At 64.5% G+C, this 22,503-nt stretch carries 19 protein-coding genes, 2 tRNA genes and 1 pseudogene; 15 read left to right on the top strand and 7 right to left on the bottom strand.

Annotated elements, in window-relative coordinates; translation table 11 throughout:
- Positions 1 to 9: 9 nt before the first annotated feature.
- Positions 10 to 2,589, bottom strand: a complete 2,580-nt coding sequence (gene mutS / locus QVG61_RS09535; protein WP_289930401.1) for a DNA mismatch repair protein MutS — start codon at positions 2,587 to 2,589, stop codon at positions 10 to 12.
- A 13-nt stretch (positions 2,590 to 2,602) separates the two neighbouring features.
- Between mutS and QVG61_RS09530 the strand changes: the two genes are divergently transcribed.
- From QVG61_RS09530 to QVG61_RS09485, 10 genes are all read left to right on the top strand, one after another.
- Positions 2,603 to 2,983, top strand: a complete 381-nt coding sequence (locus tag QVG61_RS09530) for a PilZ domain-containing protein (RefSeq protein WP_289930400.1) — start codon at positions 2,603 to 2,605, stop codon at positions 2,981 to 2,983.
- A gap of 51 nt (positions 2,984 to 3,034) precedes the next feature.
- Positions 3,035 to 3,541: a nicotinamide-nucleotide amidohydrolase family protein gene (locus tag QVG61_RS09525; protein ID WP_289930399.1), complete on the top strand. Its 507-nt coding sequence runs from the start codon at positions 3,035 to 3,037 to the stop codon at positions 3,539 to 3,541.
- On the top strand, positions 3,534 to 4,082 hold the full coding sequence (gene thpR, locus QVG61_RS09520) for an RNA 2',3'-cyclic phosphodiesterase (protein ID WP_289930398.1): 549 nt from the start codon (positions 3,534 to 3,536) through the stop codon (positions 4,080 to 4,082). Before QVG61_RS09525 ends, thpR begins: the two co-directional genes overlap by 8 nt.
- Positions 4,083 to 4,193: 111 nt before the next feature.
- Positions 4,194 to 5,237 (top strand): recombinase RecA, encoded by a 1,044-nt coding sequence (gene recA, locus QVG61_RS09515; protein WP_289932763.1) that lies wholly within the window; start codon positions 4,194 to 4,196, stop codon positions 5,235 to 5,237.
- A 209-nt stretch (positions 5,238 to 5,446) separates the two neighbouring features.
- Positions 5,447 to 5,920, top strand: coding sequence for a regulatory protein RecX (locus tag QVG61_RS09510; RefSeq protein WP_289930397.1), 474 nt, complete (start codon positions 5,447 to 5,449; stop codon positions 5,918 to 5,920).
- Between the two features lie 68 nt (positions 5,921 to 5,988).
- The gene (gene alaS / locus QVG61_RS09505) at positions 5,989 to 8,622 is read left to right on the top strand and encodes an alanine--tRNA ligase (protein ID WP_289930396.1); all 2,634 of its coding nucleotides are present in this window, start codon (positions 5,989 to 5,991) and stop codon (positions 8,620 to 8,622) included.
- Positions 8,623 to 8,723: 101 nt separating this feature from the next.
- Positions 8,724 to 9,953 carry an aspartate kinase gene (locus QVG61_RS09500; protein ID WP_289930395.1) on the top strand — a complete coding sequence of 410 codons (1,230 nt, stop codon included), beginning with the start codon at positions 8,724 to 8,726 and terminating at the stop codon, positions 9,951 to 9,953.
- A gap of 219 nt (positions 9,954 to 10,172) precedes the next feature.
- Positions 10,173 to 10,370, top strand: a complete 198-nt coding sequence (gene csrA, locus QVG61_RS09495; RefSeq protein ID WP_289930394.1) for a carbon storage regulator CsrA — start codon at positions 10,173 to 10,175, stop codon at positions 10,368 to 10,370.
- Positions 10,371 to 10,458: 88 nt separating this feature from the next.
- A tRNA-Ser gene (locus QVG61_RS09490) sits at positions 10,459 to 10,551 on the top strand.
- A gap of 517 nt (positions 10,552 to 11,068) precedes the next feature.
- Positions 11,069 to 11,145, top strand: a tRNA-Arg gene (locus QVG61_RS09485).
- A 31-nt stretch (positions 11,146 to 11,176) separates the two neighbouring features.
- Here QVG61_RS09485 and QVG61_RS09480 read toward each other — a convergent pair.
- The 6 genes and pseudogenes from QVG61_RS09480 to QVG61_RS09460 all read right to left on the bottom strand — a co-directional run bounded on the left by QVG61_RS09480 (position 11,177) and on the right by QVG61_RS09460 (position 17,379).
- Positions 11,177 to 12,232, bottom strand: a complete 1,056-nt coding sequence (locus tag QVG61_RS09480) for a site-specific integrase (protein ID WP_289930393.1) — start codon at positions 12,230 to 12,232, stop codon at positions 11,177 to 11,179.
- Between the two features lie 113 nt (positions 12,233 to 12,345).
- Positions 12,346 to 12,396 (bottom strand): annotated as a pseudogene (locus tag QVG61_RS13660) (hypothetical protein); the annotation flags it as partial.
- 257 nt (positions 12,397 to 12,653) lie between these two features.
- On the bottom strand, positions 12,654 to 13,325 hold the full coding sequence (locus QVG61_RS09475; protein ID WP_289930392.1) for a DUF4400 domain-containing protein: 672 nt from the start codon (positions 13,323 to 13,325) through the stop codon (positions 12,654 to 12,656).
- Positions 13,322 to 15,352 carry a type IV conjugative transfer system coupling protein TraD gene (gene traD, locus QVG61_RS09470; protein ID WP_289930391.1) on the bottom strand — a complete coding sequence of 677 codons (2,031 nt, stop codon included), beginning with the start codon at positions 15,350 to 15,352 and terminating at the stop codon, positions 13,322 to 13,324. Before traD ends, QVG61_RS09475 begins: the two co-directional genes overlap by 4 nt.
- Before the next feature lie 6 nt (positions 15,353 to 15,358).
- Complete coding sequence (mobH, locus tag QVG61_RS09465; protein WP_289930390.1) at positions 15,359 to 17,002, bottom strand: MobH family relaxase; 1,644 nt, start codon at positions 17,000 to 17,002, stop codon at positions 15,359 to 15,361.
- Positions 16,975 to 17,379, bottom strand: a complete 405-nt coding sequence (locus QVG61_RS09460; protein ID WP_289930389.1) for a hypothetical protein — start codon at positions 17,377 to 17,379, stop codon at positions 16,975 to 16,977. The genes mobH and QVG61_RS09460 overlap by 28 nt, the downstream gene beginning before the upstream one ends.
- 281 nt (positions 17,380 to 17,660) lie before the next feature.
- Between QVG61_RS09460 and QVG61_RS09455 the strand changes: the two genes are divergently transcribed.
- The 5 genes from QVG61_RS09455 to QVG61_RS09435 all read left to right on the top strand — a co-directional run bounded on the left by QVG61_RS09455 (position 17,661) and on the right by QVG61_RS09435 (position 22,495).
- Positions 17,661 to 17,954 (top strand): type II toxin-antitoxin system RelE/ParE family toxin, encoded by a 294-nt coding sequence (locus QVG61_RS09455; RefSeq protein WP_289930388.1) that lies wholly within the window; start codon positions 17,661 to 17,663, stop codon positions 17,952 to 17,954.
- 6 nt (positions 17,955 to 17,960) lie between these two features.
- A complete protein-coding gene (locus QVG61_RS09450) occupies positions 17,961 to 18,251 on the top strand; it encodes a HigA family addiction module antitoxin (protein WP_289930387.1) in 291 nt (96 codons plus the stop codon).
- Positions 18,248 to 19,744: a sigma 54-interacting transcriptional regulator gene (locus QVG61_RS09445; protein WP_289930386.1), complete on the top strand. Its 1,497-nt coding sequence runs from the start codon at positions 18,248 to 18,250 to the stop codon at positions 19,742 to 19,744. The genes QVG61_RS09450 and QVG61_RS09445 overlap by 4 nt, the downstream gene beginning before the upstream one ends.
- Positions 19,745 to 19,917: 173 nt before the next feature.
- Complete coding sequence (locus tag QVG61_RS09440) at positions 19,918 to 20,202, top strand: hypothetical protein (RefSeq protein ID WP_289930385.1); 285 nt, start codon at positions 19,918 to 19,920, stop codon at positions 20,200 to 20,202.
- A gap of 13 nt (positions 20,203 to 20,215) precedes the next feature.
- A complete protein-coding gene (locus QVG61_RS09435) occupies positions 20,216 to 22,495 on the top strand; it encodes a type I restriction endonuclease subunit R (protein WP_289930384.1) in 2,280 nt (759 codons plus the stop codon).
- The last annotated feature ends 8 nt before the right edge of the window (positions 22,496 to 22,503 follow it).

Here is a 22,503-nt window from a genome sequence, read left to right as displayed (position 1 = left end):
GCAGACGGCTCAGCCGTCCAGCAGTCCACGCAGCTGAAACAGCACATCCAGGGCCTGACGCGGGCTCAGCTCTTCGGGGTCGATGCCTTCCAGGGCCTCGAGGATGGGGTGTTCGGCGTAGTTCTCGAACAGGCCAAGCTGGCCGCCGCTGTCGTCATTGCGGCGGCTTGTTTCGAGTGTCTGCGCCTCCAGTTCCTTGAGGCGTTCCCTTGCCTGGTGGAGAACCTCGGCGGGGATGCCGGCCAGGGCGGCAACGTGCAAGCCGTAGCTGCGGTCCGCCGGGCCGTCCTTGACGGCATGCAGGAAGACGATGCTGTCGCCGTGTTCCATGGCGTCCAGGTGCACGTTGGCGATGCCCGGGTAGTGCTCGGGCAGCCGGGTCAATTCGAAATAGTGAGTGGCGAACAGGGTGAAGGCACGGATCCGCCGCGCCAGGTCGGCGGCCACCGCCCAGGCCAGGGACAGGCCGTCGTAGGTGCTGGTGCCGCGGCCGATCTCGTCCATCAGTACCAGGCTCTGCCCGGTGGCGTTGTGCAGGATGTTGGCCGTCTCGGTCATCTCCACCATGAAGGTCGAGCGTCCCGAGGCCAGGTCGTCGGAGGCGCCGATGCGGGTGAAGATGCGGTCGATGGGGCCGATCCGCGCCCGGTCCGCGGGGACGAAGCTGCCGATGTGGGCGAGCAGCACGATCAGCGCCGTCTGCCGCATGTAGGTGGACTTGCCACCCATGTTGGGTCCGGTGATGATCAGCATCCGCCGCTCGTCGTCGAAGCGGCAATCGTTGGCGACGAAGGGGTTGTCGGTGACCTGTTCCACCACCGGATGCCGCCCGGCCTCGATCTCCAGCCCGGGGGCCTCGTCGAGCTGCGGCCGGCTGAAGTCCAGGCGCTCGGCGCGTTCCGCGAAGCAGGCCAGCACGTCCAGCTCGGCCAGCGCCTCGGCGCAGCCCTGCAGGGCCGGCAGATCCCCCAGCAGCCGTTCCAGCAGGGCCTCGTAGAGGGCCTTCTCGCGGGCCAGGGCGCGTTCCCGCGCCGACAGCACCTTGTCCTCGAAGGCCTTGAGCTCGGGAATGATGTAGCGTTCCGCGCCCTTCAGGGTCTGGCGCCGCTGGTAGTCATCGGGCACCTGCGCCGCCTGGGCCTTGCTGACCTCGATATAGTAGCCGTGCACCCGGTTGTAGCTGACCTTGAGGCCGGCGATGCCGGTGCGCTCGCGCTCCCGTGCCTCCAGCTCGATCAGGTACTGGTCGGCGTTCTGCGACAGCCGGCGCAGTTCGTCCAGTTCGGGGTCGTAGCCCTCGGCGATCATGCCGCCGTCGCGGGTCAGCACCGGCGGCGATTCGACCAGCGCCCGCTGCAGCAGCGCCTGCACCTCGGGGTGCTCGCCGATGCGCCCGGCCAGCTCGCCGAGCAGCGGGTCGTCGATGGCGGCCAGCAGCCGCTGCAGGGCCGGCAGGCGGCCGAGGCTGTCGCGCAGGCCGGACAGGTCGCGTGGCCGGGCCGACTTGAGGGCCACCCGGGCGAGGATGCGCTCCATGTCGCACAGCCCGGTGAGGGCCTCGTGGATCTCCTCGTGCCGGTGGTTGTCGAGCAGCGCCGCGACGCACTGGTGACGGCGGCGCAGCAGGGCCTGGTCGCGTAGCGGCCGGTGGATCCAGCGCCGCAGCAGCCGGCTGCCCATGGCCGAGGCGGTGCTGTCCATGACCCAGGCCAGGCTGTGCTCGCTGCGCCCCGAGGTGGTACTGTCCAGCTCCAGGTTGCGGCGGCTGGCGGCGTCCAGGATCAGGGTCTCCTCACGGCGCTCGTGGCGCAGGCCTCGCAGGTGGGGCAGGGCGGTGCGCTGGGTCTCGCGGACGTACTGCAGCAGGGCGCCGGCGGCGGCCACCGCCAGCGCCAGCCCCTCGCAGCCGAAGCCGGACAGGTCACGGGTGCCGAACTGCTCGCAGAGCAGCCGCTCGGCGCTCTCGGTGTCGAAGTGCCAGGGGGGGCGGCGGCGCAGGCCGGCGGTCTCGTCGTCGAGCAGCGGGTGCTCGGCCGTTTCGCTGACCAGCAGCTCCCGCGGCGCGAGTCGCTCCAGCTCGCCGGACAGGGCCTCGTCGCCGTCCACCTCCTGGACCGTGAAGCGGCCGCTGGCGAGGTCCAGGGCGGCGATGCCGACCGCCCCCCCCGGCGCAAATTGCAGCGCGGCCAGCAGGTTGTCGCGGCGCTCCTCGAGCAGGGACTCCTCGGTCACCGTGCCCGGAGTGACGATGCGCACCACCTTGCGCTCCACCGGCCCCTTGCTCTTCGCCGGGTCGCCGATCTGCTCGGCGATGGCGACCGATTCGCCCTGGCGCACCAGCCGCCCCAGGTACTGATCGACGGCATGCACCGGGATGCCGGCCATGGGGATGGGTTCGCCCGCCGACTGGCCGCGGCGGGTCAGGGTGATGTCCAGCAGCCGGGCGGCGCGGCGGGCGTCTTCGTAGAACAGCTCGTAGAAGTCGCCCATCCGGTAGAAGACCAGGATGTCCGGATGCTCGGCCTTGATGCGCAGATACTGCTGCATCATCGGGGTGTGAGCGGTGGCTGGCTTGCTGGCGGTCGACATCGGCGGAAGTCTAATGGAAATCCGCCTGCCGGCCCACTTGCACCGGACGGGCGGCTTTGGTACCAAGGAGGCTCGAACGGACGAGGGCTGGACCATGGCACGGGGCTACGAGGAAAAGCGGGAATTCATGCGCATGCTGCTGGACTGCGAGCTGCAGTGCCAGGATGTCGTCAGCGGGGAGCGGCTGCTGGGCCGGGCCCATGACCTGAGCAGCGAGGGGCTGGCCTTCAGCCTGGAGCGGTCCTTCGCGCCGGGCGACCGGCTGGAGGTGCGCATCGAGCCGGAACGGGCCCTGGTGCCGCCGCTGCATGCCGAGGTCGAGGTGCTGCGGGTCGAGCCGGCCGGGCCAGGGGGCGGGTTCCGCCACGGGGCGCGGATTCTCGCCTATCGCTGAGGCACGCCGGCCGCGCCGGCGGCAGCAGGGGCGCACGCCCGGGAGACGGTCATGGCTGGAGAGAGCGGCAGGGAACGGGACATCGCCGGGCTCGCCCGGGCGCTGGGCGAAGCGGCGCAGGCGGCCGGGGTGAAGCTGGCCACTGCCGAGTCCTGTACCGGTGGCTGGCTGGCCAAGGTGATCACCGACGTCCCCGGCTGCTCCGCCTGGTTCGAGCGCGGTTTCGTCACCTACAGCAATGCCTCCAAGCAGGAGATGCTCGGGGTGAGTGCCGCCACCCTGGAGACGCAGGGGGCGGTCAGCGAGGCGACCGTGGCCGAGATGGCCGCCGGTGCCCTGGCCCACAGCCGGGCGCAGCTCGCTGTCGCCATCAGCGGCATCGCCGGGCCGGGCGGGGCGACGCCGGGCAAGCCGGTGGGCATGGTCTGTTTCGCCTTCGCCCGCGAGGGCCGGCCGCCGCGCAGCGAGACCGAGTACTTCATCGGCGACCGCGAGGCGGTGCGCCTGCAGGCGGTCGGCTATGCCCTGCATGGCCTGCTCGATGCCCTCGGTGACTGAGCCGGCAGGCCCGCCCCGGCAGCGGCTGTTCTTCGCCCTCTGGCCGGACGCCGCCACCCGCAGCGCCCTGGCGCGGGTGGCGCGGGCGGTGGCCCGCGGCAACGGCCGGCCGGTGGCGGCGGACAACCTGCACCTGACCCTGGCCTTCATCGGGCCGGTGGATGCCGAGCAGCGCGACTGCCTGCGCCGCGCCGCGGCCGGGGTGGGGGGTTCAGCCTTCCGGCTGCGGCTCGACCAGTACGGCTACTGGCAGCGGCCGCGGATCGCCTGGCTGGGGGCGGGCGAGGTGCCCGAGGCGCTGTCGTCGCTGGTCCGGCGGCTCAACGAGGCATTGGCGACCGAATGCGGCCACCAGCCCGATCCGCGTCCCTTCGCGGTCCATGTCACCCTGGCCCGCAAGGCGCGGCGGCGGCGGGTGCCGGAGGAGGTCGTGCCCATCGACTGGGCCGTGGACCGCTTCTGCCTGGTCGAGTCGCGTTCCACCGACAACGGGGTGCGCTACGAGCTGCTGGAGTGCTGGCCGTTGGCCGGCGACGCCTGATCGATCCCCCGCCCTGGACAACTGGATAAACATCCAGTATAACTCTGCGCAGTATTTCCGATCCGATTCGAGGGCCGTGCGGCGGCCGCAGCAGACAGGGGAGAACGCATGATGGACGAGAACAAGCGCAAGGCACTGGGTGCCGCACTGAGCCAGATCGAGAAGCAGTTCGGCAAGGGCGCCGTGATGCGCATGGGCGATGTCGGCGCGGTGCGCGACGTGGAGGCGATCTCCACCGGTTCGCTGACCCTCGACGTGGCGCTGGGCATCGGCGGCCTGCCCGCCGGCCGGGTGGTGGAGATCTACGGACCGGAGTCCTCCGGCAAGACCACCCTGACCCTGCAGGTGATCGCCGAGTGCCAGAAAAAGGGCGGCACCGCCGCTTTCGTCGACGCCGAACACGCCCTGGATCCGACCTATGCCGAGAAGCTGGGGGTCAACATCGACGATCTGCTGGTCTCCCAGCCGGACACCGGCGAGCAGGCCCTGGAGATCACCGACATGCTGGTGCGTTCCGGCGCCGTGGACGTGGTGGTGGTCGACTCGGTGGCGGCGCTCACTCCCAAGGCCGAGATCGAGGGTGAGATGGGCGATTCGCACGTCGGTCTGCAGGCACGGCTGATGTCCCAGGCGCTGCGCAAGCTGACCGGCAACATCAAGCGCTCCAACACCCTGGTGATCTTCATCAACCAGATCCGCATGAAGATCGGCGTCATGTTCGGCTCGCCGGAGACCACCACCGGCGGCAACGCCCTCAAGTTCTATTCCTCGGTGCGCCTGGACATCCGCCGCATCGGTGCCATCAAGAAGGCCGACGAGGTGGTGGGCAACCAGACCCGGGTCAAGGTGGTGAAGAACAAGATGGCCCCCCCCTTCAAGCAGGCCGAGTTCGAAATCCTCTATGGCGAGGGCATCTCCCGCGAGGGCGAGCTGATCGATCTTGGCGTGGCCGAGGGCATCGTCGACAAGTCCGGTGCCTGGTATAGCTACCAGGGTGAGCGTATCGGCCAGGGCAAGGAAAACGTCCGTAACTTCCTCAAGGAGAATCCGGACATCGCTGCCGAGATCGAGGCCCAGATCCGCGCCAAGCTGCTGGTTACGGCACCGCCGGCGGACGAGCTGGAAGAGGCGGTTCCGCCAGAGGCCCTGAACTGAACGTTGGCCACGAAACCCACGAAAAATGTGCGCTATTGACCCGGCAACTGAACATGCCGAGTTCAGGGCATCAGGCCTGTGCCGGGACAAGGCGCGGCCCGCCGGCAAGGGTCGGTCTCCTGGTCAAGGGCCGGAACGCCGTATCGTGCCGTCAGCGGGTTTTTCAACAGCCTGCCAGGTCTTTCGTGGGCATGGCATGAAACCTCGGCATGCAGGCAGCGTCTGAATCTGCTGATGATGAAGAGCTGCGCCGCGCGGCGCGGGAGACGGCGCTCGGCCTGCTGGCGCGGCGTGAGCACAGCCGCCTGGAACTCGGGCGCAAGCTGGCCCAGCGCGGCTACCCGGCGGCGCTTGTCGAGGGGGTGCTCGATGCCCTGGGTGCCGAGGGGCTGCAGAGCGACAGCCGTTTCGCCGAGAGCTACGTCTACAGCCGCAGCGGCCGCGGCTTCGGGCCGCAGCGCATTCGCGCCGAGCTGCGCGAGCGCGGCATCGACGACGGGCTGATCGAGGCCAGCCTGGCGGACGCCGGTGTCGACTGGGCACGCCTGGCGGCCGAGGCCTGGCACAAGCGCTTCGCCGGGCGCCCGCCGGCGGATTACCGCGAGCGCGCTCGCCAGCAGCGCTTCATGCTCAACCGCGGCTTTACCCATGAGCAGATCCAGGCCGTGTTCCGTAATGAGTGACTGGCGCCCCGCCATGGGGTAAGCTTCGCGCGATCAGACACATAGCCATGCTTCAACGCAGAAGACCCATGATCAGCAGCGCCGAAATCCGCACCCGGTTCCTCGACTACTTCCGCGAACGCGGCCACGAGATCGTGCCCAGCAGCCCGCTGGTGCCGGCCGATGACCCCACCCTGCTGTTCACCAATGCCGGCATGGTGCAATTCAAGGAGGTGTTCACCGGCCGCGAGACCCGCCCCTACACCCGCGCCGCCAGTTCCCAGCGCTGCGTGCGTGCCGGCGGCAAGCACAACGACCTGGAGAACGTGGGTTACACCGCGCGCCACCACACCTTCTTCGAGATGCTGGGCAACTTCAGCTTCGGCGACTACTTCAAGCGCGAAGCCATCCACTATGCCTGGGAGCTGCTGACCCGGGAATTCAAGCTGCCGCCCGAGCGGCTGTGGGTCACCGTCTACGAAGAGGACGACGAGGCTGCCGACATCTGGCTGAAGGAGATCGGCGTCGATCCGGCGCGCTTCTCGCGCATTGGCGACAAGCCCGGCGGCCGGCGCTACGAGAGCGACAACTTCTGGTCGATGGGCGATACCGGTCCCTGTGGCCCCTGCTCGGAGATCTTCTACGACCACGGTCCGGAGATCCCCGGTGGCCCGCCCGGTACCCCGGAGGAGGACGGCGACCGCTATATCGAGATCTGGAACCTGGTGTTCATGCAGTACGACCGCGACGCCGACGGCAACATGACCCCGTTGCCCAAGCCCTCGGTGGACACCGGCATGGGCCTGGAGCGCCTCGCCGCGGTGCTGCAGGGCGTGCACAACAACTACGACATCGACCTGTTCCGCCGGCTCATCGAGGCCGCCGCCCGGCTGGCCGGCTGCGACGATCTGCAAAACACCTCGCTGCGTGTCATCGCCGACCACATCCGCGCCTGCGCCTTCCTGGTCACCGACGGCGTGGTGCCCTCCAACGAGGGTCGCGGCTACGTGCTGCGGCGCATCATCCGCCGCGCCATCCGCCACGGCCACAAGCTGGGTCTGCGTGAGCCCTTTTTCTTCAAGCTGGTCGCCCCTCTGTGCGAAGTGATGGGCGACGCCTACCCCGAGCTGGTCGAGGCCCGACCCCGTGTGGAACAGGTGTTACGCCAGGAGGAGGAACGTTTCGCCGAAACCCTGGATCATGGCATGGCCCTGCTGGAGGAGGCCATCGCCGGTCTCGAGGGCAAGCAGATCCCCGGGGAGACCGTGTTCCGGCTCTATGACACCTACGGCTTCCCCGTGGACCTCACCGCCGACATCGCCCGCGAGCGCGGTCTGCGCATCGACATGGAAGGCTTCGAGCGCGAGATGGCGGCGCAGCGCGAGCGGGCACGCGCGGCCAGCAGCTTCTCCGCGGTCCATGGCGAGGGCCTGCAGGTGGCGGCGAAGACCGAGTTCACCGGCTACGACCGGCTGCATGACCGCGGGCGCATCCTCGCCCTGTTCCGCGACGGCGAGCCGGTGGAGCGCTTGGGCGAAGGCGAGGCGGGGCTGCTGGTGCTCGACCGCACGCCCTTCTACGCCGAGTCCGGCGGCCAGGTGGGTGACACCGGGGTGCTGCGCACCGACGCCGCCGAGCTGCGCGTGCTGGACACCCAGAAACAGGGTGAGGCCTTCCTCCACCGGGTGCAGGTGGAAAGGGGCGCGGTGGCCGTGGGCGACTCGCTGGAGGCCGAGGTGGTCACCTCGCGCCGCCGCGAGATCGCCGCCGCCCACTCCGCCACCCACCTGCTGCACGCCGCCCTGCGCCAGGTGCTCGGTGAGCACGTGCAGCAGAAGGGCTCGCTGGTGGAGGCCGGGCGGCTGCGCTTCGACTTCTCCCACTTCGATGCGCTGACCCCGGAACAGCTGGCCGAGATCGAGACCCTGGTCAACGCCAAGATCCGCGAAAACCTGCCGGTGGAGACCCGGCTCATGTCCCCCGACGAGGCCAGGGCGGCCGGGGCCATGGCCCTGTTCGGCGAGAAGTACGGCGACATCGTGCGCGTGCTCTCCATGGGGGACTTCTCGGTGGAGCTGTGCGGTGGCACCCACGTCCAGCGCACCGGTGACATCGGCCTGTTCAAGATCGTCTCCGAGGGTGGCGTGGCCGCCGGCGTGCGCCGCATCGAGGCGGTCGCTGGCCAGGCCGCGCTGGACTACGTCAACGGCCTGGAGCAGGGCTTCAAGCGCATCGCCGGCCTGCTCAAGGCCGATCTGGGCAAGGTCGAGGACAAGGTTCAGGCCCTGCTGGAGCGTAACCGGGGCCTGGAGAAGGAACTCGAGCGGCTCAAGGCCAGGCTGGCCAGCAGCCAGGGCGGCGACCTGGCCGCGCAGGCGGTTGAGATCGGCGGCATCCGGGTGCTGGCGGCCAAGCTGGAGGGCGTGGATCCCAAGTCCCTGCGTGACACCGTGGACCAATTGAAGAACAAGCTGGGCCACGCTGCGGTGGTCCTGGCTGCGGTGGACGGCGACAAGGTCAGCCTGGTCGCGGGGGTCACCAAGGCCGAGACCGACCGCCTCAAGGCCGGCGAACTGGTGAATTTCGTCGCCCGGCAGGTGGGCGGCAAGGGCGGCGGCCGCCCCGATCTGGCCATGGCCGGTGGCAAGGATCCCTCCGCGCTCGATGCCGCCCTGGCCGCGGTTCCCGGCTGGATCGAGACCCAGCTCGGCGGTGGCGGCTGACCCCTCGGCGGGGGTGTATTCTGTGGATTCTGCCGGCCGTTTACGGGTACAATGCCCGGCTTTCGGTGACCCGGCACACCGGTGCCGGTGACGGGTGTGGCATGTCGTTGATCGTTCAAAAATTTGGTGGCACCTCGGTGGGCACGACGGAGCGCATCGAGGCGGTGGCCGACAAGATCAAGCGCTACCGCGATGCCGGCCACGACCTGGTGGTGGTGGTGTCGGCGATGAGCGGCGAGACCGACCGGCTGCTGGGCCTGGCACGGGCGATCACCGACCAGCCGGTGCCGCGTGAGCTCGACGTGCTGCTCTCCACCGGTGAGCAGGTGACCATTGCCCTGCTCAGCCTGGCGCTGGAAAAGCGCGGCTGTCCGGCCCGATCCTATACCGGCAGCCAAGTCCACATCCTGACCGACAGCGCCCACAACAAGGCCCGGATTCAGGACATCGACGGTAGCCGTGTGCGCCAGGATCTCGACGCCGGCCGGGTGGTGGTGGTGGCCGGTTTCCAGGGGGTCGACGAGCAGGGCAACATCACCACCCTGGGTCGCGGCGGCTCTGACACGACCGCGGTAGCGTTGGCCGCGGCGCTGAACGCCGACGAGTGCCAGATATTCACCGACGTCGATGGCGTCTATACCACCGACCCCAGGGTTGTGCCCCAGGCCCGGCGGCTGGAGCGCATCACCTTCGAGGAGATGCTGGAGATGGCCAGCCTCGGCTCCAAGGTGTTGCAGATCCGCGCCGTCGAGTTCGCCGGCAAGTATAATGTGCCGCTGCGTGTACTATCCTCCTTTGAAGAGGGCGAGGGTACGCTGATCACGTACGAGGAAGGAACTATGGAAAACGCGTTGATTTCCGGCATCGCCTTCAATCGCGACGAGGCCAAGCTGACCATCCTCGGCGTGCCCGACCAGCCGGGTGTGGCGCACAAGCTGCTGGGGCCGGTGGCGGAGGCCAACATCGAGATCGACATGATCATCCAGAACGTCGCTCCGGATGGCGGTACTACCGACTTTACCTTCACCGTACACCGCAACGACTATCCCCGGGCCCTGGAGATCGTGCGGCAGGTGGCCGGCGAAATGGGGGCACGGGAGGTATCGGGCGATGACCGGATCGTCAAGATCTCGCTGGTGGGCGTGGGCATGCGCTCGCATGCCGGCATCGCCTCGGAGATGTTCGAGACCCTGGCCCGGGAAGGCATCAACATTCGCATGATATCCACCTCCGAGATCAAGATCTCGGTGGTGGTGGACGAGAAGTATCTCGAACTGGGCGTGCGTGCCCTGCACGACGCCTTCCAGCTCGACCAGGCGCCTCAGCAATAGGCCAGCGCCCGGTCTCCCGTTGGCCACGACCAGGGTGGCTGCCGGTCGGTACTATCCCGAAGACAACTGGTGATTAAGTGAACGGCTATAGTTTCGCCGGCATTGGCCGACAAGCAGGTTATGTCAGGCCGGCCGAGACGACTTTTATAACTATGTTCGGCACGCTGACTAGGGACGGGAGATTTGCTCGGACGTGGATTGGGTTAAGGAGATTCACACATGTTGATTTTGACTCGTCGGGTTGGTGAGACCCTTATGATCGGCGATGACGTGACGGTGACCGTGCTCGGTGTGAAGGGCAATCAGGTGCGCATTGGCGTCAATGCCCCGAAGGAGGTGGCCGTGCATCGTGAGGAAATCTACGAGCGCATCCGTCAGGAACAGGAAGAAAACGGCGTGGCCGCCGGAGACAAGTAGGAGCGGCGGTCGAAAGGGGAGGGCAGTCTTTACGCAGGCCAGTCTCGCAGGTATCCTACCCACCCTGTTTGCAGCAGACGGTGTATCCGGAGAGATGGCCGAGCGGCTGAAGGCGCTCCCCTGCTAAGGGAGTATGGGGTCAAAAGCTCCATCGAGGGTTCGAATCCCTCTCTCTCCGCCATCCATCGAAAAAGGCCCCCTTGCGGGGCCTTTTTCAATGGATCAGACAGTTGGATTCAAACCCTCGATGTCAGAAAAAACGGGTTCGACGGAGCGGCCGCAAGGCCGTGGAGAACGCCGCAGCGCAGCGGAGGCGGCCCGTAGGGTGAGGGGCGTAGCCCCGAATCATCCCTCTCTCTCCGCCATCCATTGAAAAAGGCCCCCTTGCGGGGCCTTTTTCAATGGATCAGACAGTTGGATTCAAACCCTCGATGTCAGAAAAAACGGGTTCGACGGAGCGGCCGCAAGGCCGTGGAGAACGCCGCAGCGCAGCGGAGGCGGCCCGTAGGGTGAGGGGCGTAGCCCCGAATCATCCCTCTCTCTCCGCCATCCATCGAAAAGGGCCCCCTTGTGGGGCCTTTTTCAATGGATCAGTCAGTTGGATTCGAACCCTCGATTCAGAATGGTGGGTTTGACGGAGTGGCCGCAAGACCGAGCTTGAATTATGCGCAGATTTCTGGATAATTGCCGGCTCTCAGGCGCCCGTAGCTCAGCTGGATAGAGTACCTGGCTACGAACCAGGTGGTCGGAGGTTCGAATCCTTCCGGGCGCGCCATTTTTACAAGAAAATACAAGCGGTTATGGTGTTATCCAGCCGCTTGTTCTTTCTCATCCTCTCCATGTGTGCCCGAAAATGTGCTAGTAACAGCGCAAATTCGGGAAATGTTATCCGCGTATCCCGCCAGGTGTTCTGCTGACAAGTGGGCATAGCGTTGAACCATCGAGTAGCATGACCACCCGCCAAGTTCCTGCAAGACATGTAGCGGTGTGCCGTTCTGCACATGCCACGATGCCCATGTGTGGCGCAAGTCGTGCCAACGAAAGTCTTCGATACCAGCACGATCCAACGCTTGCCTCCAAGCACGGGTGTTCGCTTTGTCCACCGGTCGTCCCCTGTACGTGAAAACGCGCACAGGATGTTTGCCGTACTCGCGACGAAGTACCAGTACTGCTTCGTTATTCAACGGTACCGCAATCGGTTTTCTGGCTTTGGCCTGATCCGGATGAATCCATGCCATGCGGCGTGATAGATCCACCTGTGACCATTCCAAACGCGTGACGTTTCTTTCTCGCAGTCCCGTTGCAAGGCTGAAACGTGCCATTGCTTCAAGATGCTCAGGAAGCTCCTGAAGTAACCGATCGGCTTCTTCGCGCGTGAGCCAACGTATCCTTCGTTTTGGCTCCGGGAGCATTCTTACGGCGGGAACTCGATCGATCCATTGCCAATCGTTAGCTGCCCGTCGCAGAATCGCTCGTACGACTTCCAGCATGCGGTTGACGGTAGCATTCGATACGCCTTCCTGGAGTCGCATCCTTGTGATCCTGTCGATTAAGTCCCTGTCGATGGTGTCCAGATACAGGTCATACAGATGTGTGTGGACCCATCGCAGGTGAATCTTCAGATCCTCAAGGCTGGCTTTTCCTTCAGATTCGATCAGCCACCGTTCAACTGCCTGTTGCCAGCGGTAACGCGGTCTCTCACCTAGTCTCTGTTGCCGCCAGAGTTCCGCTTTCCGTCGGTCTTCGTACTCTTGGGCGGCTTTCCTGTCGGCAGTCTGAGTAGACTCGCGTATTTGCCGTCCGTCGGGGGCCGTGAAACGGACCCACCAATAACGGGAGTTCGGCCTTTTGTACAGTGCCATAAGGTTGCCTCCTGTGTGCTCCCTTGCGGCACCTGCCGCACATGAGAGTACATCGACCGCAAATAGGCGGCAAGATCCTCCTCAATGAAACACCAGTGTTTTCCGGGTTTCGCAGCGGGGATTTTCCCTTCTTTGGCGAGTCGCCTGACCGTCTGGGGGTGCATCTTTAGGAATACCGCTGCTTCCTTAAGGTCGAGTGTTCTCATTTAGTTACCACGGAGCGTAAATGGGTCGGTATTGCTGTTTGGCACAGGATTTGTGCTCCAAAGTGCCTAACATGCGGCCCATACTAGCTTTGGTGAGGTAGAAAAAAATCCAAGAAAGCGCGTATGCAGAGCGGGGCTTTCGAGCTTGAAACCGAGCGCCGATTTTTCCATTTCCTGCCCAGGACGGGCGGTTTTTTCCGGGAAACCACAAAGTGTTACAGATACTTCTTGAAGTACGCCACCGTCACCCGGACCGTGATGCCGAAGATGAACAGGAAGGGTGGAATCACCCAGCGCGGGTCCAGCGGGATGGGTGGTACCAGGTAGATCAGCCAGAGGGCGAGGACGGACAGGGCCAGGCCGCGCTTGGTGCGGTGGTAGATGAAGCCGGATTCCCGGCCGGCGCCGGTGCGCCGCAGATACCAGGTGATCAGGCCGTCGGCGGCCGCGGCACAGGCGGTGATGAGGAACAGGGGCATGGCCAGGACCAGCACCCCGAGGCGCAGGGCGAAGAGCTGCAGGCCGGAGGCCGCCGTCTCCAGAAAGACCCAGTTGCCGAGCACGAACCGGCGCATGGTCTCGTTGAGGGGTGAAAGCGGTGCCGGGTCCACCGCCCGGCGCATGAACTCGTCCAGCCCCGTCCAGACGAAGATGGTCTCGTAGGCCCCGTCGGCCAGGGTGCGGATGATGGTCCAGGCGCGGTCGTCGGCCAGCCGGCCGATCAGGTCCACCTCGGCCGCGAGATTGGCCTTGAGGGCGGCCACGCCCCGCGCCCCGTCGGGATAGGGCCAGAGCACGTAGAGCATGTCCACCGCCAGCACCAGCAGGCACACGATGAAGAACCACTTCAGCGTCCAGAGCACCCCGGTCAGCCGCCTGCGGGTCATGGCTGCTCCCCGCGGCAACGCTCTACCCAGGCCCTGATCTCATCCATGTCCCGCGGCAGCAGGGGGTCGTCCCCGGCCAGGGGGAGCCGCAGCTTGTAGAGCCGTCCCCCGTCGAGCAGCCCGAAGGCCTGCCCCTTGGGCAGCTGTACTAGGTCCGCCGGGGTGAGCATCTCGGTCTCGATCTCGGTCAGGCGGTCCGCGTTCTGGGCGACGAAATCCACTGGCGTGTCCGGGTCGTTGTTGTCGGTGGTGCGGGACTCGGCCACCTTGGTGTAGACCCGCACCTTGGGGAGCTGGTCGGTGAGGATGGCGGCGGTCTCCTCGTTCTTGACCCGCAGCATGATCAGGGTGTTGAGGTTGCCGCTCACCTGGCCCGCCTTGGCCCGGTCACCGATCCCGGCCTCGATGTCCGAGGCGGTCTGGGTGTAGGCGGTGACCTGCACCCCGGCGCCGCCCGCCTTGTTGAGCAGGGGGATGAACTCGTCGCCGATCAGCTCATTGAACTCGTCGGCGTGGATGGCGATACGGGCGCGGCGGTGCCCGGCGACTTCGGGCAGGCCCAGGGTGTCGCCGTGCTTGTAGAGCTGACCGGCGATAGAGGTCAGGTCCGCGAACATGGAGTTGCCCACCGCCCCGGCCACCTCGGCGTCCGACAGCGCGTCCAGTCCCACGTAGACGATGCCCTGCTGGCGGATCACCCGCATCCAGTCCAGGATGGGGCGGGGATCGCGAGTGTCGCCGTAGTCGGGCGCCAGCAGCTCGCCGCTCTTGCCGCTGGTCAGCTTCTCCAGCAGCGGCAGCAGGCTCGCAGTCAGCTTGTCGAAGTAGGTCTTGTCGTACTCGAAGGCGGAGCGCAGGCCGTCGGCGACGGGGTCGTAGAGGTTGCGCTCCTTGGCGAACTTCACCAGCGCCACCGCGTGCCGGTCCCGGCCGCGCAGGGCCAGGGGCAGCTTCTTGTCGTCGATGTTGCCCTCGATGGTCTGCACCCCCGACCGCCAGTCGCCGGGGGCCTCGCTTTCTAGCCACAGGTGGTAGTAGTCCACCAGCAATGGCTCGATGTTGGTGACGTAGCGGGCGACGGCGGCATAGTCGGGCTTGCGTCCCAGCCCCACCAGCGCCCGCGCCACGATGTTGGTGAAGCGCCAGGCGAACTCACGGAAGGCGGCGGAATTGCCCTGGGAGGGCAGTTGGGAGGCGATGCGGGTGGCCACCTCGGTGATGCGGCCGAATTCGCCCACCGGATTGTAGCGTTCCGAGATCTCCGGGAACCCCAGGTGGAAGATGTGGAACTGGTCCAGCCGGCCGGCACGCCTGGCCTCCGCGAACATGCGGCGCAGCAGGTCCACGTCACCCTTGGGGTCGAACACGATCACCGTCTCACCGCGGCGGATGTCCTGGCTCACCAACAGCTCCGCCAGGCGGGTCTTGCCCACGCGGGTGGTGCCCAGCACCAAGGTGTGGCCCACCCGGTCGCCCAGATCCATCCAGATGGCACGCTCGTCCTCCAGGCCGACGCCGTGCAGGGCCGGATCGCCGCCCAGGGGCGGCAGGGGACGCACCGGGTTCCACCAGGCATCGGTGCGCGTGAGCCGGGTCAGCCAGCCGAGCAGCCCCGAGTGCTCGAAGCGCAGCTCGAACGCCCGGGCGGCCCGATAGAACACGCCCGGTTCCAGCCAGCGCCGGGCCTGGGGTGAGCGCACCTCCACCAGGCGCTGGCTGTGGCGTTGGTCCCATGGGAAGCCCCGGCCCAGAAACAGCTTGTGCCGGGAAAGGGGGATACGCTTCGCGGGCAGCACGTAACGGGGCAGGCGCCGCAGCTGCCGCCGGTAGCGCACGAGGCGAAAGCCCTGCCAGGCGCGGAGCAGACCCAGCGCACCGAATCCGGCCGCGGTCACTTCGGCCAGGCCCGGCAGGAGGGGAAAGAACAGCACGGGGTCGTGGAGCAGCACCACCGCCAGCCCGACGAGCACGGTGGCCGGAATGAACTCGATGACGGGACGCAGCCGGTTGTCGAAGATGGGTCCCATGGGGGATCACGCCTTCTGCGTCAGGTGAGGGTTGGGCGGTGGCAGTTGCAGGCCGAGGACCTGCTCGGGTTCGGTGATCAGGAGGCCGTTGATGCGGCTTTGCTTGCGATCGCCCTTGACCTGATAAGACCAGATGTTGGTGGCCTGTGGAGTGCGCTTGTGCAGTTTGAGCTTCTGGAAACGCTTCTGTACCCGCGTCCAGTTCTCCCGGTCGAAATCCTTGAAAATGCCGGGGCTCACCAGCAGCAGGCCTTCAGGAACCACATGGACGCGGGCGTTCACCGCATTGATGAGAAGAGACCCGGAAGCGAGTCCCTCCTTCAGCCAGTGAAGGAAGCGATGGCCGGGATCGTCCTCTTCGGAGATCTCTGTCTCTCGTGGTTCCGAAGGCGATGCCTCAACGGGTGCTTCCGATGCGTCATCAGCATCCGGAGGTGATGGTTCCGGCCCTGGTGTGGACTTTGGGTCCTCACTTGTCGTGTCGTCCCGGTTTTCTCCCACGGGCGCGACACTGCCATCGAACACCGGCGGCCGGGCGTCCGGGTCCGGCCACAGGGTTTGCAGGGGAAAGCGCAGCACGGTGAGCTGTTGCGACCAGTCACCGGTGGTCACCTGCACGATCCAGACGGCCCGATCGCCGTTGGGCGTCAGTAACCCGTGTTGTTGCAGCTCGTCCATCAGCCGGTCGTTGCGTGTCGGTACGCCCTCCTGGCCTTCCTGGCTCAGGTGTTCGCGCAGGGCATCCAGCACGCGTTTGCTGACCAGCCACAGGTCGTCGTCGAGCCGCCAGCCGGCGGCGCCCGGGCGGTTCAGAGGCAGGCTGCCCTGGTCCAGCAGGTATCGCAGGCCGGTCAGCAGCCGGGCGACGAGGGGTTTGCGCCGGGCCGAGGACATGCGGGCCGGCACCCCGGCCAGGTCGCTCGCCACCGACAGGCCGTCCGCCCGGTGCACCAGCTCGCCGAGGACGCCGGCGCGGTCGGCATCCCCGGAGATGGCGGCCAGCCAGGCCCCAAAGACCTCCGGATCGGAGGCCAGCCAGCTCAGGCCCCGCTGGGGCAGGATGAAGCGGACCAGCAGGGGCGGGACCCGTTCGTGGAACCGGTAGCGTCGCTCCCGCACGAACTCCACCCGGTACCAGCCCGCCACGGCGGGGAGGGGGCCGGCCCAGGGATCCCAGTGTCCGAGTTCCCGGCCTTGCCGGTCGTACAACCGCACCCGCTGGTCGGTGACCGGCTTGCCGAGGTCGTGGAGCAGGGCGCCGGTGGCCGTGGCGTAGGTCCAGAGGTCCTGCCGGGCGGCCAGCTCCTCGGCGGCAGCCCCCGGGGGAAGCAGCCGGCCCCGGCGCAGTTTCAGGGCCTCGCGCACCACCTCCAGCCCGTGGACCAGCATGCCGCCCGGGCCGGCGTGGTGGTGGGCCTCCGAGGCCGGCAGCTGCTGGACGAAGCCGGCGTAGGCCTCGAAGACCGTGGCGTAGAACGCCACCCAGTGGGCGCGGGGCACCCCGACCAGTTGTCGGATGGTGGCCAGCTGAGACCGGTGCGGGCGGAGCAGGGCACCGGCGTCCAGCACCGGCAGAGCCCCCTCTACCGGCGGGTCGACATGGCGTCTTCTGCCCCAGAGGCTCAGCAGCGCACCCATTGGTCCAGCCATTCCGAGACCTCTTCGGGACGGGGCCAGGGTGCCCAGTCGCGCCAGAAATGCACGGCGTTGCCGTGCCGTTTCAGGAAATCCTCGAGCGGGAGCACGAGCGGATTCCACATCTCGCCGGCGGCGGCTGCCCGGTACTCGAACAGGGGCAGGCGGCAGAGCTGATGGCGCAGGATGGCCGCCTGGCGCGGAAGCGGCGCCGCGATTGCCGCCCGCAGGGCGCCCAGCACGACGGCCGAGGGAAGCTCGTCCGGGTCCTCGATGACCCTTTCCAGACCCCTGAGATGCTCGAGCAGGACCCGGCAAGGCTCTATCCATGGGCCGAGACCTGCTTCGTGGATGTGGGCGAGGGTGATGCGGGATACAGGTGGCGTGCTCATGCGTCGGCACTGTGCCAACGCCGACCGGGTCACACCATGGAAAACGTGATTACCGTTCCGGGCGGATTTTCCAGAGGCGGATGCGCCGCCCTTTGCGTAACCCTTTCATCGCCGCGCGCCCCTTCGAGCGCGGCGGCCCTTTCGGGTAGGGCCTTTGCCGTTACCAACCCCTTCCCTTGGTGAGCCCTATCAGACCATTTTTCTGGTGTTTTCATGACCAAATTGGTCAGTTTTCCAAATTACTGCTTGCCCGATATATCGATAACCGATATCTTCAATGCATGTTGCGAAGTGTGGCGGACAAGGCAACCCTGGATATCTACGATGGGGTCAATAGCCGGTACGCCCGCAAATTACCGCGTGAATCGCATGGCAAGGCCAGACGCCTGCTGGACCAGATTAATGCGGCATCATCACTGGAGGTATTGCGAATACCGCCGAGCAATCGCCTGGAGAAGCTGCACGGTGATCTGGCAGGTTTCTGGAGCCTTCGCATCAATGACCAGTGGCGCATTATTTTCCGCTGGAAAGGGAATGATGCGCAGGATGTAAAAATTACTGATTACCATGGGTGAAACGAGATGCTTCCGAAGAAACGACCACCTACCCATCCCGGTGAGATGCTTCTCAAGGAATTTCTTGAACCACTAGGTGTCACGCAAAAGGAATTCGCCCAACATCTTGGTTGGACCTATGCCCGGTTGAACGAAATCATCAACGGCCGGCGGAATGTCAGCGCGGACTCTGCCTTGGCGTTAGGCGAGGCGCTTAAGACCGGGCCGGAATTCTGGCTCAACCTGCAGCGGGACTGGGACCTTTGGCATGCCATGAATTCCCATAAAAAGGTGCCACCTTTGAAGAAGGTCGGATGAAGATTCTCCTCACATTTACTGGTTTTCATGACCCTTACAGCCTTGGCTTGGTTGGGGAGGAGCAACAGGCAGGCCCGATTCTTTCCCTGGTGAAGGCAAGGCCCTTTGACCACGTTGTATTGATTTCAACGTTGAATACGCGGGAAAACACCGCGGCAACCGAATCAGCACTCAGGGCGTCGAATCCGGGAATTGAAATTTCCATCATCGACGCGGCGCTGAGCGATCCCACGGATTACATTGAAATCCTGCGCGTACTTCGCACAAAGGTCAGGCCAACATTGGAATCCTATGGTGCCCGGATGGATCTTTCGGTAGCTGTTGCTTCCGGCACCCCGCAAATGCACGCAGCCTGGCTCCTGATGGTTGCCAGCGGTGAGTTGCCTGCGCGGATTCTCCACATCAGGCCGCCTCGCTTTGTGACCGCTGATAAGCCGCTTGTCAGTGAAGTCGATCTTTTGTCGCGAGAATTTCCAGAGGTTCGCAGCGCCCAGGTGTCGGAACCGGAGCCTTATTATGCACCGATAGATACCGGTGAGATCATCCGTTCATTGGGCATCGTGGGTGACCACCCCGAGTTGAAAAAGGCGCTTGAGATCGCGGCCACGCTCGCATCCTCGGATGTCCCGATTCTGATTCTGGGGGAGACAGGTACCGGAAAGGAGTTGCTGGCGCGCTTCGTCCACTTGGCCAGTGGTCGGCCGGCGGAACGTTTCGTGGCTATCAACTGCGCCGCGACCCCAAAGGATCTTGTTGAGAGCATACTATTTGGTCATCGCAAGGGATCCTTTACTGGTGCCATATCCGACCAGGAGGGCAAGTTTGCTCAGGCGGATGGTGGAACGCTGTTTCTGGACGAACTCGGCGAACTACCTCTGGAGACGCAAGCGAAGTTGTTGCGCGTTGTGCAGGAGGGCCAAATCGAGCCGGTGGGTGCCGGGAAACCCATTGATGTCGATGTGCGCCTGATCGCAGCAACCAATGCCAATCTGGCTCGCGCCATCAGGCGGGGTAAGTTTCGTGAGGATCTCTACTATCGCCTGAACGTCGGTGAGATCCGCCTGCCAGCACTCCGGCATCGGCGCAGTGATATCCCTAAGCTGGCGCTCGCCGTTCTGGATAGAGTGAATGCCAGTCTCAAGCAGCCGAAGCGGCTGACCACGGCGGCATTGCAGCGACTTCAGGCGCATGACTGGCCGGGCAACATCCGTGACCTGTCGAACGTCATCGAACGATCTGCGCGACTGGCACGTTCGCCCGTGTTGGATGCAGATGACCTGCTGCTCAGCGAACCGGTGGGTCATGCCGATCCGCTGGCAGCATTGCCGGAACCGGTTGAAGGCTTTTCGCTGGAGGAATTCCTGTCCAGTGCGCGCAAGCAGCTGGTGTTACGGGCGCTCGAAATCAGTCAGGGGAACCAGAGCGAGGCGGCGCGGCTGTTGGGGGTGACGCCGCAAGCGGTACACAAGTTCCTGCGGAAGACAAAACAATAATTTCAACCCGGGTTTAAATTGGTTAAACTTTGGTTGAAAGGCCTTGATCACAAGAGGACGAGGAATCGTATCATAAGTATTTGAATGTTAACGTGAACGTGGGTCGTTGCGGGTGATGGCATATCGCTTGCTCTATCTGGATTACCACAACCGAATCCAGAGGAGTAAGGCCAATGACGCAATTCACAGTTTCAGTAGTGATTGATGGGGATACGTTCGAAGTGGCAAACGGCTGGAAATGGAACGGCCAGACCGGGTCTCGGGTACGGCCGACGGGCTACGATGCCCCTGAGATCAATACGATAGCCGGGCAGCAGGCAAAGCAGAAACTGGCGCGATTGATCCAGGGCGAGGTCGTTAATCTTGCCAAGGCATACAAGATTGACCGGGGGCGGCTGGTTTGTGATGTGTATTTCAACGGTCGCAATCTGGCGGACTATTTTACCGAATACCAATAGGTCACGGGGAGATATGGCAAAAGACACCACCAAGGAAACCGATGCCCGGATTGTTATCGATGACTGGTTGCGCCAGGCGGGATGGGATCCTGCGGATAAGTCCCAGGTTCTGACCGAGGTCAAGGCCGGTGGCGGTTCTAGTGGTGTCGCGTACCCAGGTGCCGATGGCGATGCCGGCGCTCTGCGCACGTCGGACGGGGATGAAGTGCCCACTGGGCGAGCCGACTATGTGCTGCTTGACCAGCGCGGCCGCCCTCTGGCGGTGATCGAGGCCAAGAAGAAGGCCATTCATCCTTATGTGGCCAAGCAGCAGGCACTGCCCTATGCCAAGCAGCTCAAGGCGCCCTTCATCTTCTTGACCAATGGGGAGCTGATCTATTTCTGGGACTACCAGAATGACGATGCGCGCATCGTCAATTCGTTCTTCTCGCGGCGCGACATGGAACGCCTCGTGCACATGCGCACCGAGCGCAAGCCGCTTGCTACCATTGAGATCCCTGACTATTACACCCGCCAGGGCGAGACCCGTGAACTGCGTCCCTATCAAAAGGACGCCATGCGTGCCATGGATCGAGCGCTCGAACTCGGGAAACGTCGTTTTCTGATCGAGCTGCCTACTGGCACCGGAAAGACCGACCTCATCTGCCAGTATATCAAGCGCCTGATGCAGGCGGGCCATGCCGAGCGCGTGCTGTTCCTGGTGGACCGCGAACAGCTCGCCAAGCAGGCGTTGGAGGCGATCAGCGACCTGCTGGGCCAATACAGCCACTACTGGCTCAAGCCGGGCATGGTGCGCACTGAGCAGCAGATCACGGTATGTCTGCTGCAAACCATGATCGGTCGCTACCACGAATATACGAGCGGATATTTCGATGTGGTCATTGCTGATGAGTGCCACCGTTCTATTTATGGCGCTTGGCAGACGGCGTTGACGCACTTCGATGCCATTCACATCGGCCTGACGGCGACACCGGCCGCCTACATCGAACGCAACACATTCAAATTCTATCAGTGCAAGGACGACACGCCGGATTTCTCCTATCCCATCCAGGACGCCTTCAAGAACGGTTATCTGGTGCCCTATCGGTTCGCTGAGGGTATCACCGAGATCATCGCGGAAGGCGCAGATGTTGAGGAGGAACACTACGACCCAGCTGAGTTCGAGCGTAAATGGACGAATGAGCAGACCAACCGGCTCATGATGGAAGAGTTCGATCGCCTGGCGTGGCAGAACTACAAGGAACTGGCCCCTGGGCAGAAGGTGGGGCCGGGCAAGGCCGTTGTCTTCGCCATCACCAAGCATCATGCCGCGCGTTTGGCGCAATATCTCAACGAGCTGCATCCCGAGCATCAGGGCCGGTACGCCGAAGTGATTACCAGCGACGTGCCCAATGCCGATGAGTTAATTCGCAAGTTCAAGCGCGAAGACTACCCCATGGTTGCCGTAAGTGTCGGTATGCTGGATACCGGCTTTGACTGCCGCGAAGTCCTGCATCTGGTCATGTGCCGGCGGGTACGCAGTCCTATTCTGTATCAGCAGATGCGAGGGCGGGGCACACGCACTGCGCCCCATATTGGCAAAGAGAAGTTCGTGATCTACGACTTCTTCCGTAACCATCAGTATTTCAATGACAGTGACACCGATATCTTCACCGGCGCAGGCGGTGGGCATGCGCCGGCGGTCAGCAAACCAAAAGGGGTGTCCCCGCGCGAGCTGGTGGAATTGGGCCTCGAAGACGAATGGTTGGAGGCAGTCAACTACGTAGAGGTCGGGCCGGAAGGTGAGCGCGTAGACAAACGCGAGTATGTCACCGATTGGGAACAGGCCATCCGTGAAGCCGTGGAACGTGACCCGATTATCAATAAGGTCAAATCAGGCGAACCGCTATCCGAAGATGAAGAGCAACAGCTCGCCGACCGGCTTAACCAGCCGGAACGATATTTCAACGAAGAAAACCTGCGCAGGGCCTACCGCAATCCGGGCGGGACGCTGGTGGATTTCATCCGTGCCGCCCTCGGCCAGCAGAAGATCAAGAGCCGCGAGGAAGTAGTCGAGGAAAACTTCCGTGCCTGGCTGGTCACGCGTAACCTGAGCCCGGAGCAGGCCCAGTATCTTGCGCTCCTCAAGAACCGCGGCATTGCCCGGGGCAGGCTCACGCTGGATGACCTGTTCCAGCCACCACTATCCATCCTGAACGCGGCAAACCTGGGGATCGAGCTTTTCGGCGAGCAAGGCCTCAAGAAGGTGGTGGACGAAATGAACGAAACACTATTCAGTGGAAGCAAAACTTGACAGAAGGT

Source organism: Thiohalobacter sp. IOR34, assembly GCF_030406045.1.
GTDB lineage: Bacteria > Pseudomonadota > Gammaproteobacteria > Thiohalobacterales > Thiohalobacteraceae.
The sequence above is the reverse complement of the archived record's forward strand: the minus strand, read 5'-3'. Positions and strand labels throughout refer to the sequence as shown.

Excerpts from the sequence above, each read along its gene's own strand:
- QVG61_RS09440 (WP_289930385.1), top strand. The coding sequence starts at position 19,918 with ATGACGCAATTCACAGTTTCAGTAGTGATTGATGGGGATACGTTCGAA.
- QVG61_RS09530 (WP_289930400.1), top strand. The coding sequence starts at position 2,603 with ATGGAAATCCGCCTGCCGGCCCACTTGCACCGGACGGGCGGCTTTGGT.
- QVG61_RS09445 (WP_289930386.1), top strand. The coding sequence starts at position 18,248 with ATGAAGATTCTCCTCACATTTACTGGTTTTCATGACCCTTACAGCCTT.
- QVG61_RS09460 (WP_289930389.1), bottom strand. The coding sequence starts at position 17,379 with ATGAGCACGCCACCTGTATCCCGCATCACCCTCGCCCACATCCACGAA.
- QVG61_RS09480 (WP_289930393.1), bottom strand. The coding sequence starts at position 12,232 with ATGGCACTGTACAAAAGGCCGAACTCCCGTTATTGGTGGGTCCGTTTC.
- mutS (WP_289930401.1), bottom strand. The coding sequence starts at position 2,589 with ATGTCGACCGCCAGCAAGCCAGCCACCGCTCACACCCCGATGATGCAG.
- csrA (WP_289930394.1), top strand. The coding sequence starts at position 10,173 with ATGTTGATTTTGACTCGTCGGGTTGGTGAGACCCTTATGATCGGCGAT.
- recA (WP_289932763.1), top strand. The coding sequence starts at position 4,194 with ATGGACGAGAACAAGCGCAAGGCACTGGGTGCCGCACTGAGCCAGATC.
- traD (WP_289930391.1), bottom strand. The coding sequence starts at position 15,352 with ATGGGACCCATCTTCGACAACCGGCTGCGTCCCGTCATCGAGTTCATT.
- mobH (WP_289930390.1), bottom strand. The coding sequence starts at position 17,002 with ATGGCTGGACCAATGGGTGCGCTGCTGAGCCTCTGGGGCAGAAGACGC.
- alaS (WP_289930396.1), top strand. The coding sequence starts at position 5,989 with ATGATCAGCAGCGCCGAAATCCGCACCCGGTTCCTCGACTACTTCCGC.
- QVG61_RS09455 (WP_289930388.1), top strand. The coding sequence starts at position 17,661 with ATGTTGCGAAGTGTGGCGGACAAGGCAACCCTGGATATCTACGATGGG.
- QVG61_RS09510 (WP_289930397.1), top strand. The coding sequence starts at position 5,447 with ATGCAGGCAGCGTCTGAATCTGCTGATGATGAAGAGCTGCGCCGCGCG.
- QVG61_RS09475 (WP_289930392.1), bottom strand. The coding sequence starts at position 13,325 with ATGACCCGCAGGCGGCTGACCGGGGTGCTCTGGACGCTGAAGTGGTTC.
- QVG61_RS09435 (WP_289930384.1), top strand. The coding sequence starts at position 20,216 with ATGGCAAAAGACACCACCAAGGAAACCGATGCCCGGATTGTTATCGAT.
- QVG61_RS09500 (WP_289930395.1), top strand. The coding sequence starts at position 8,724 with ATGTCGTTGATCGTTCAAAAATTTGGTGGCACCTCGGTGGGCACGACG.
- QVG61_RS09525 (WP_289930399.1), top strand. The coding sequence starts at position 3,035 with ATGGCTGGAGAGAGCGGCAGGGAACGGGACATCGCCGGGCTCGCCCGG.
- QVG61_RS09450 (WP_289930387.1), top strand. The coding sequence starts at position 17,961 with ATGCTTCCGAAGAAACGACCACCTACCCATCCCGGTGAGATGCTTCTC.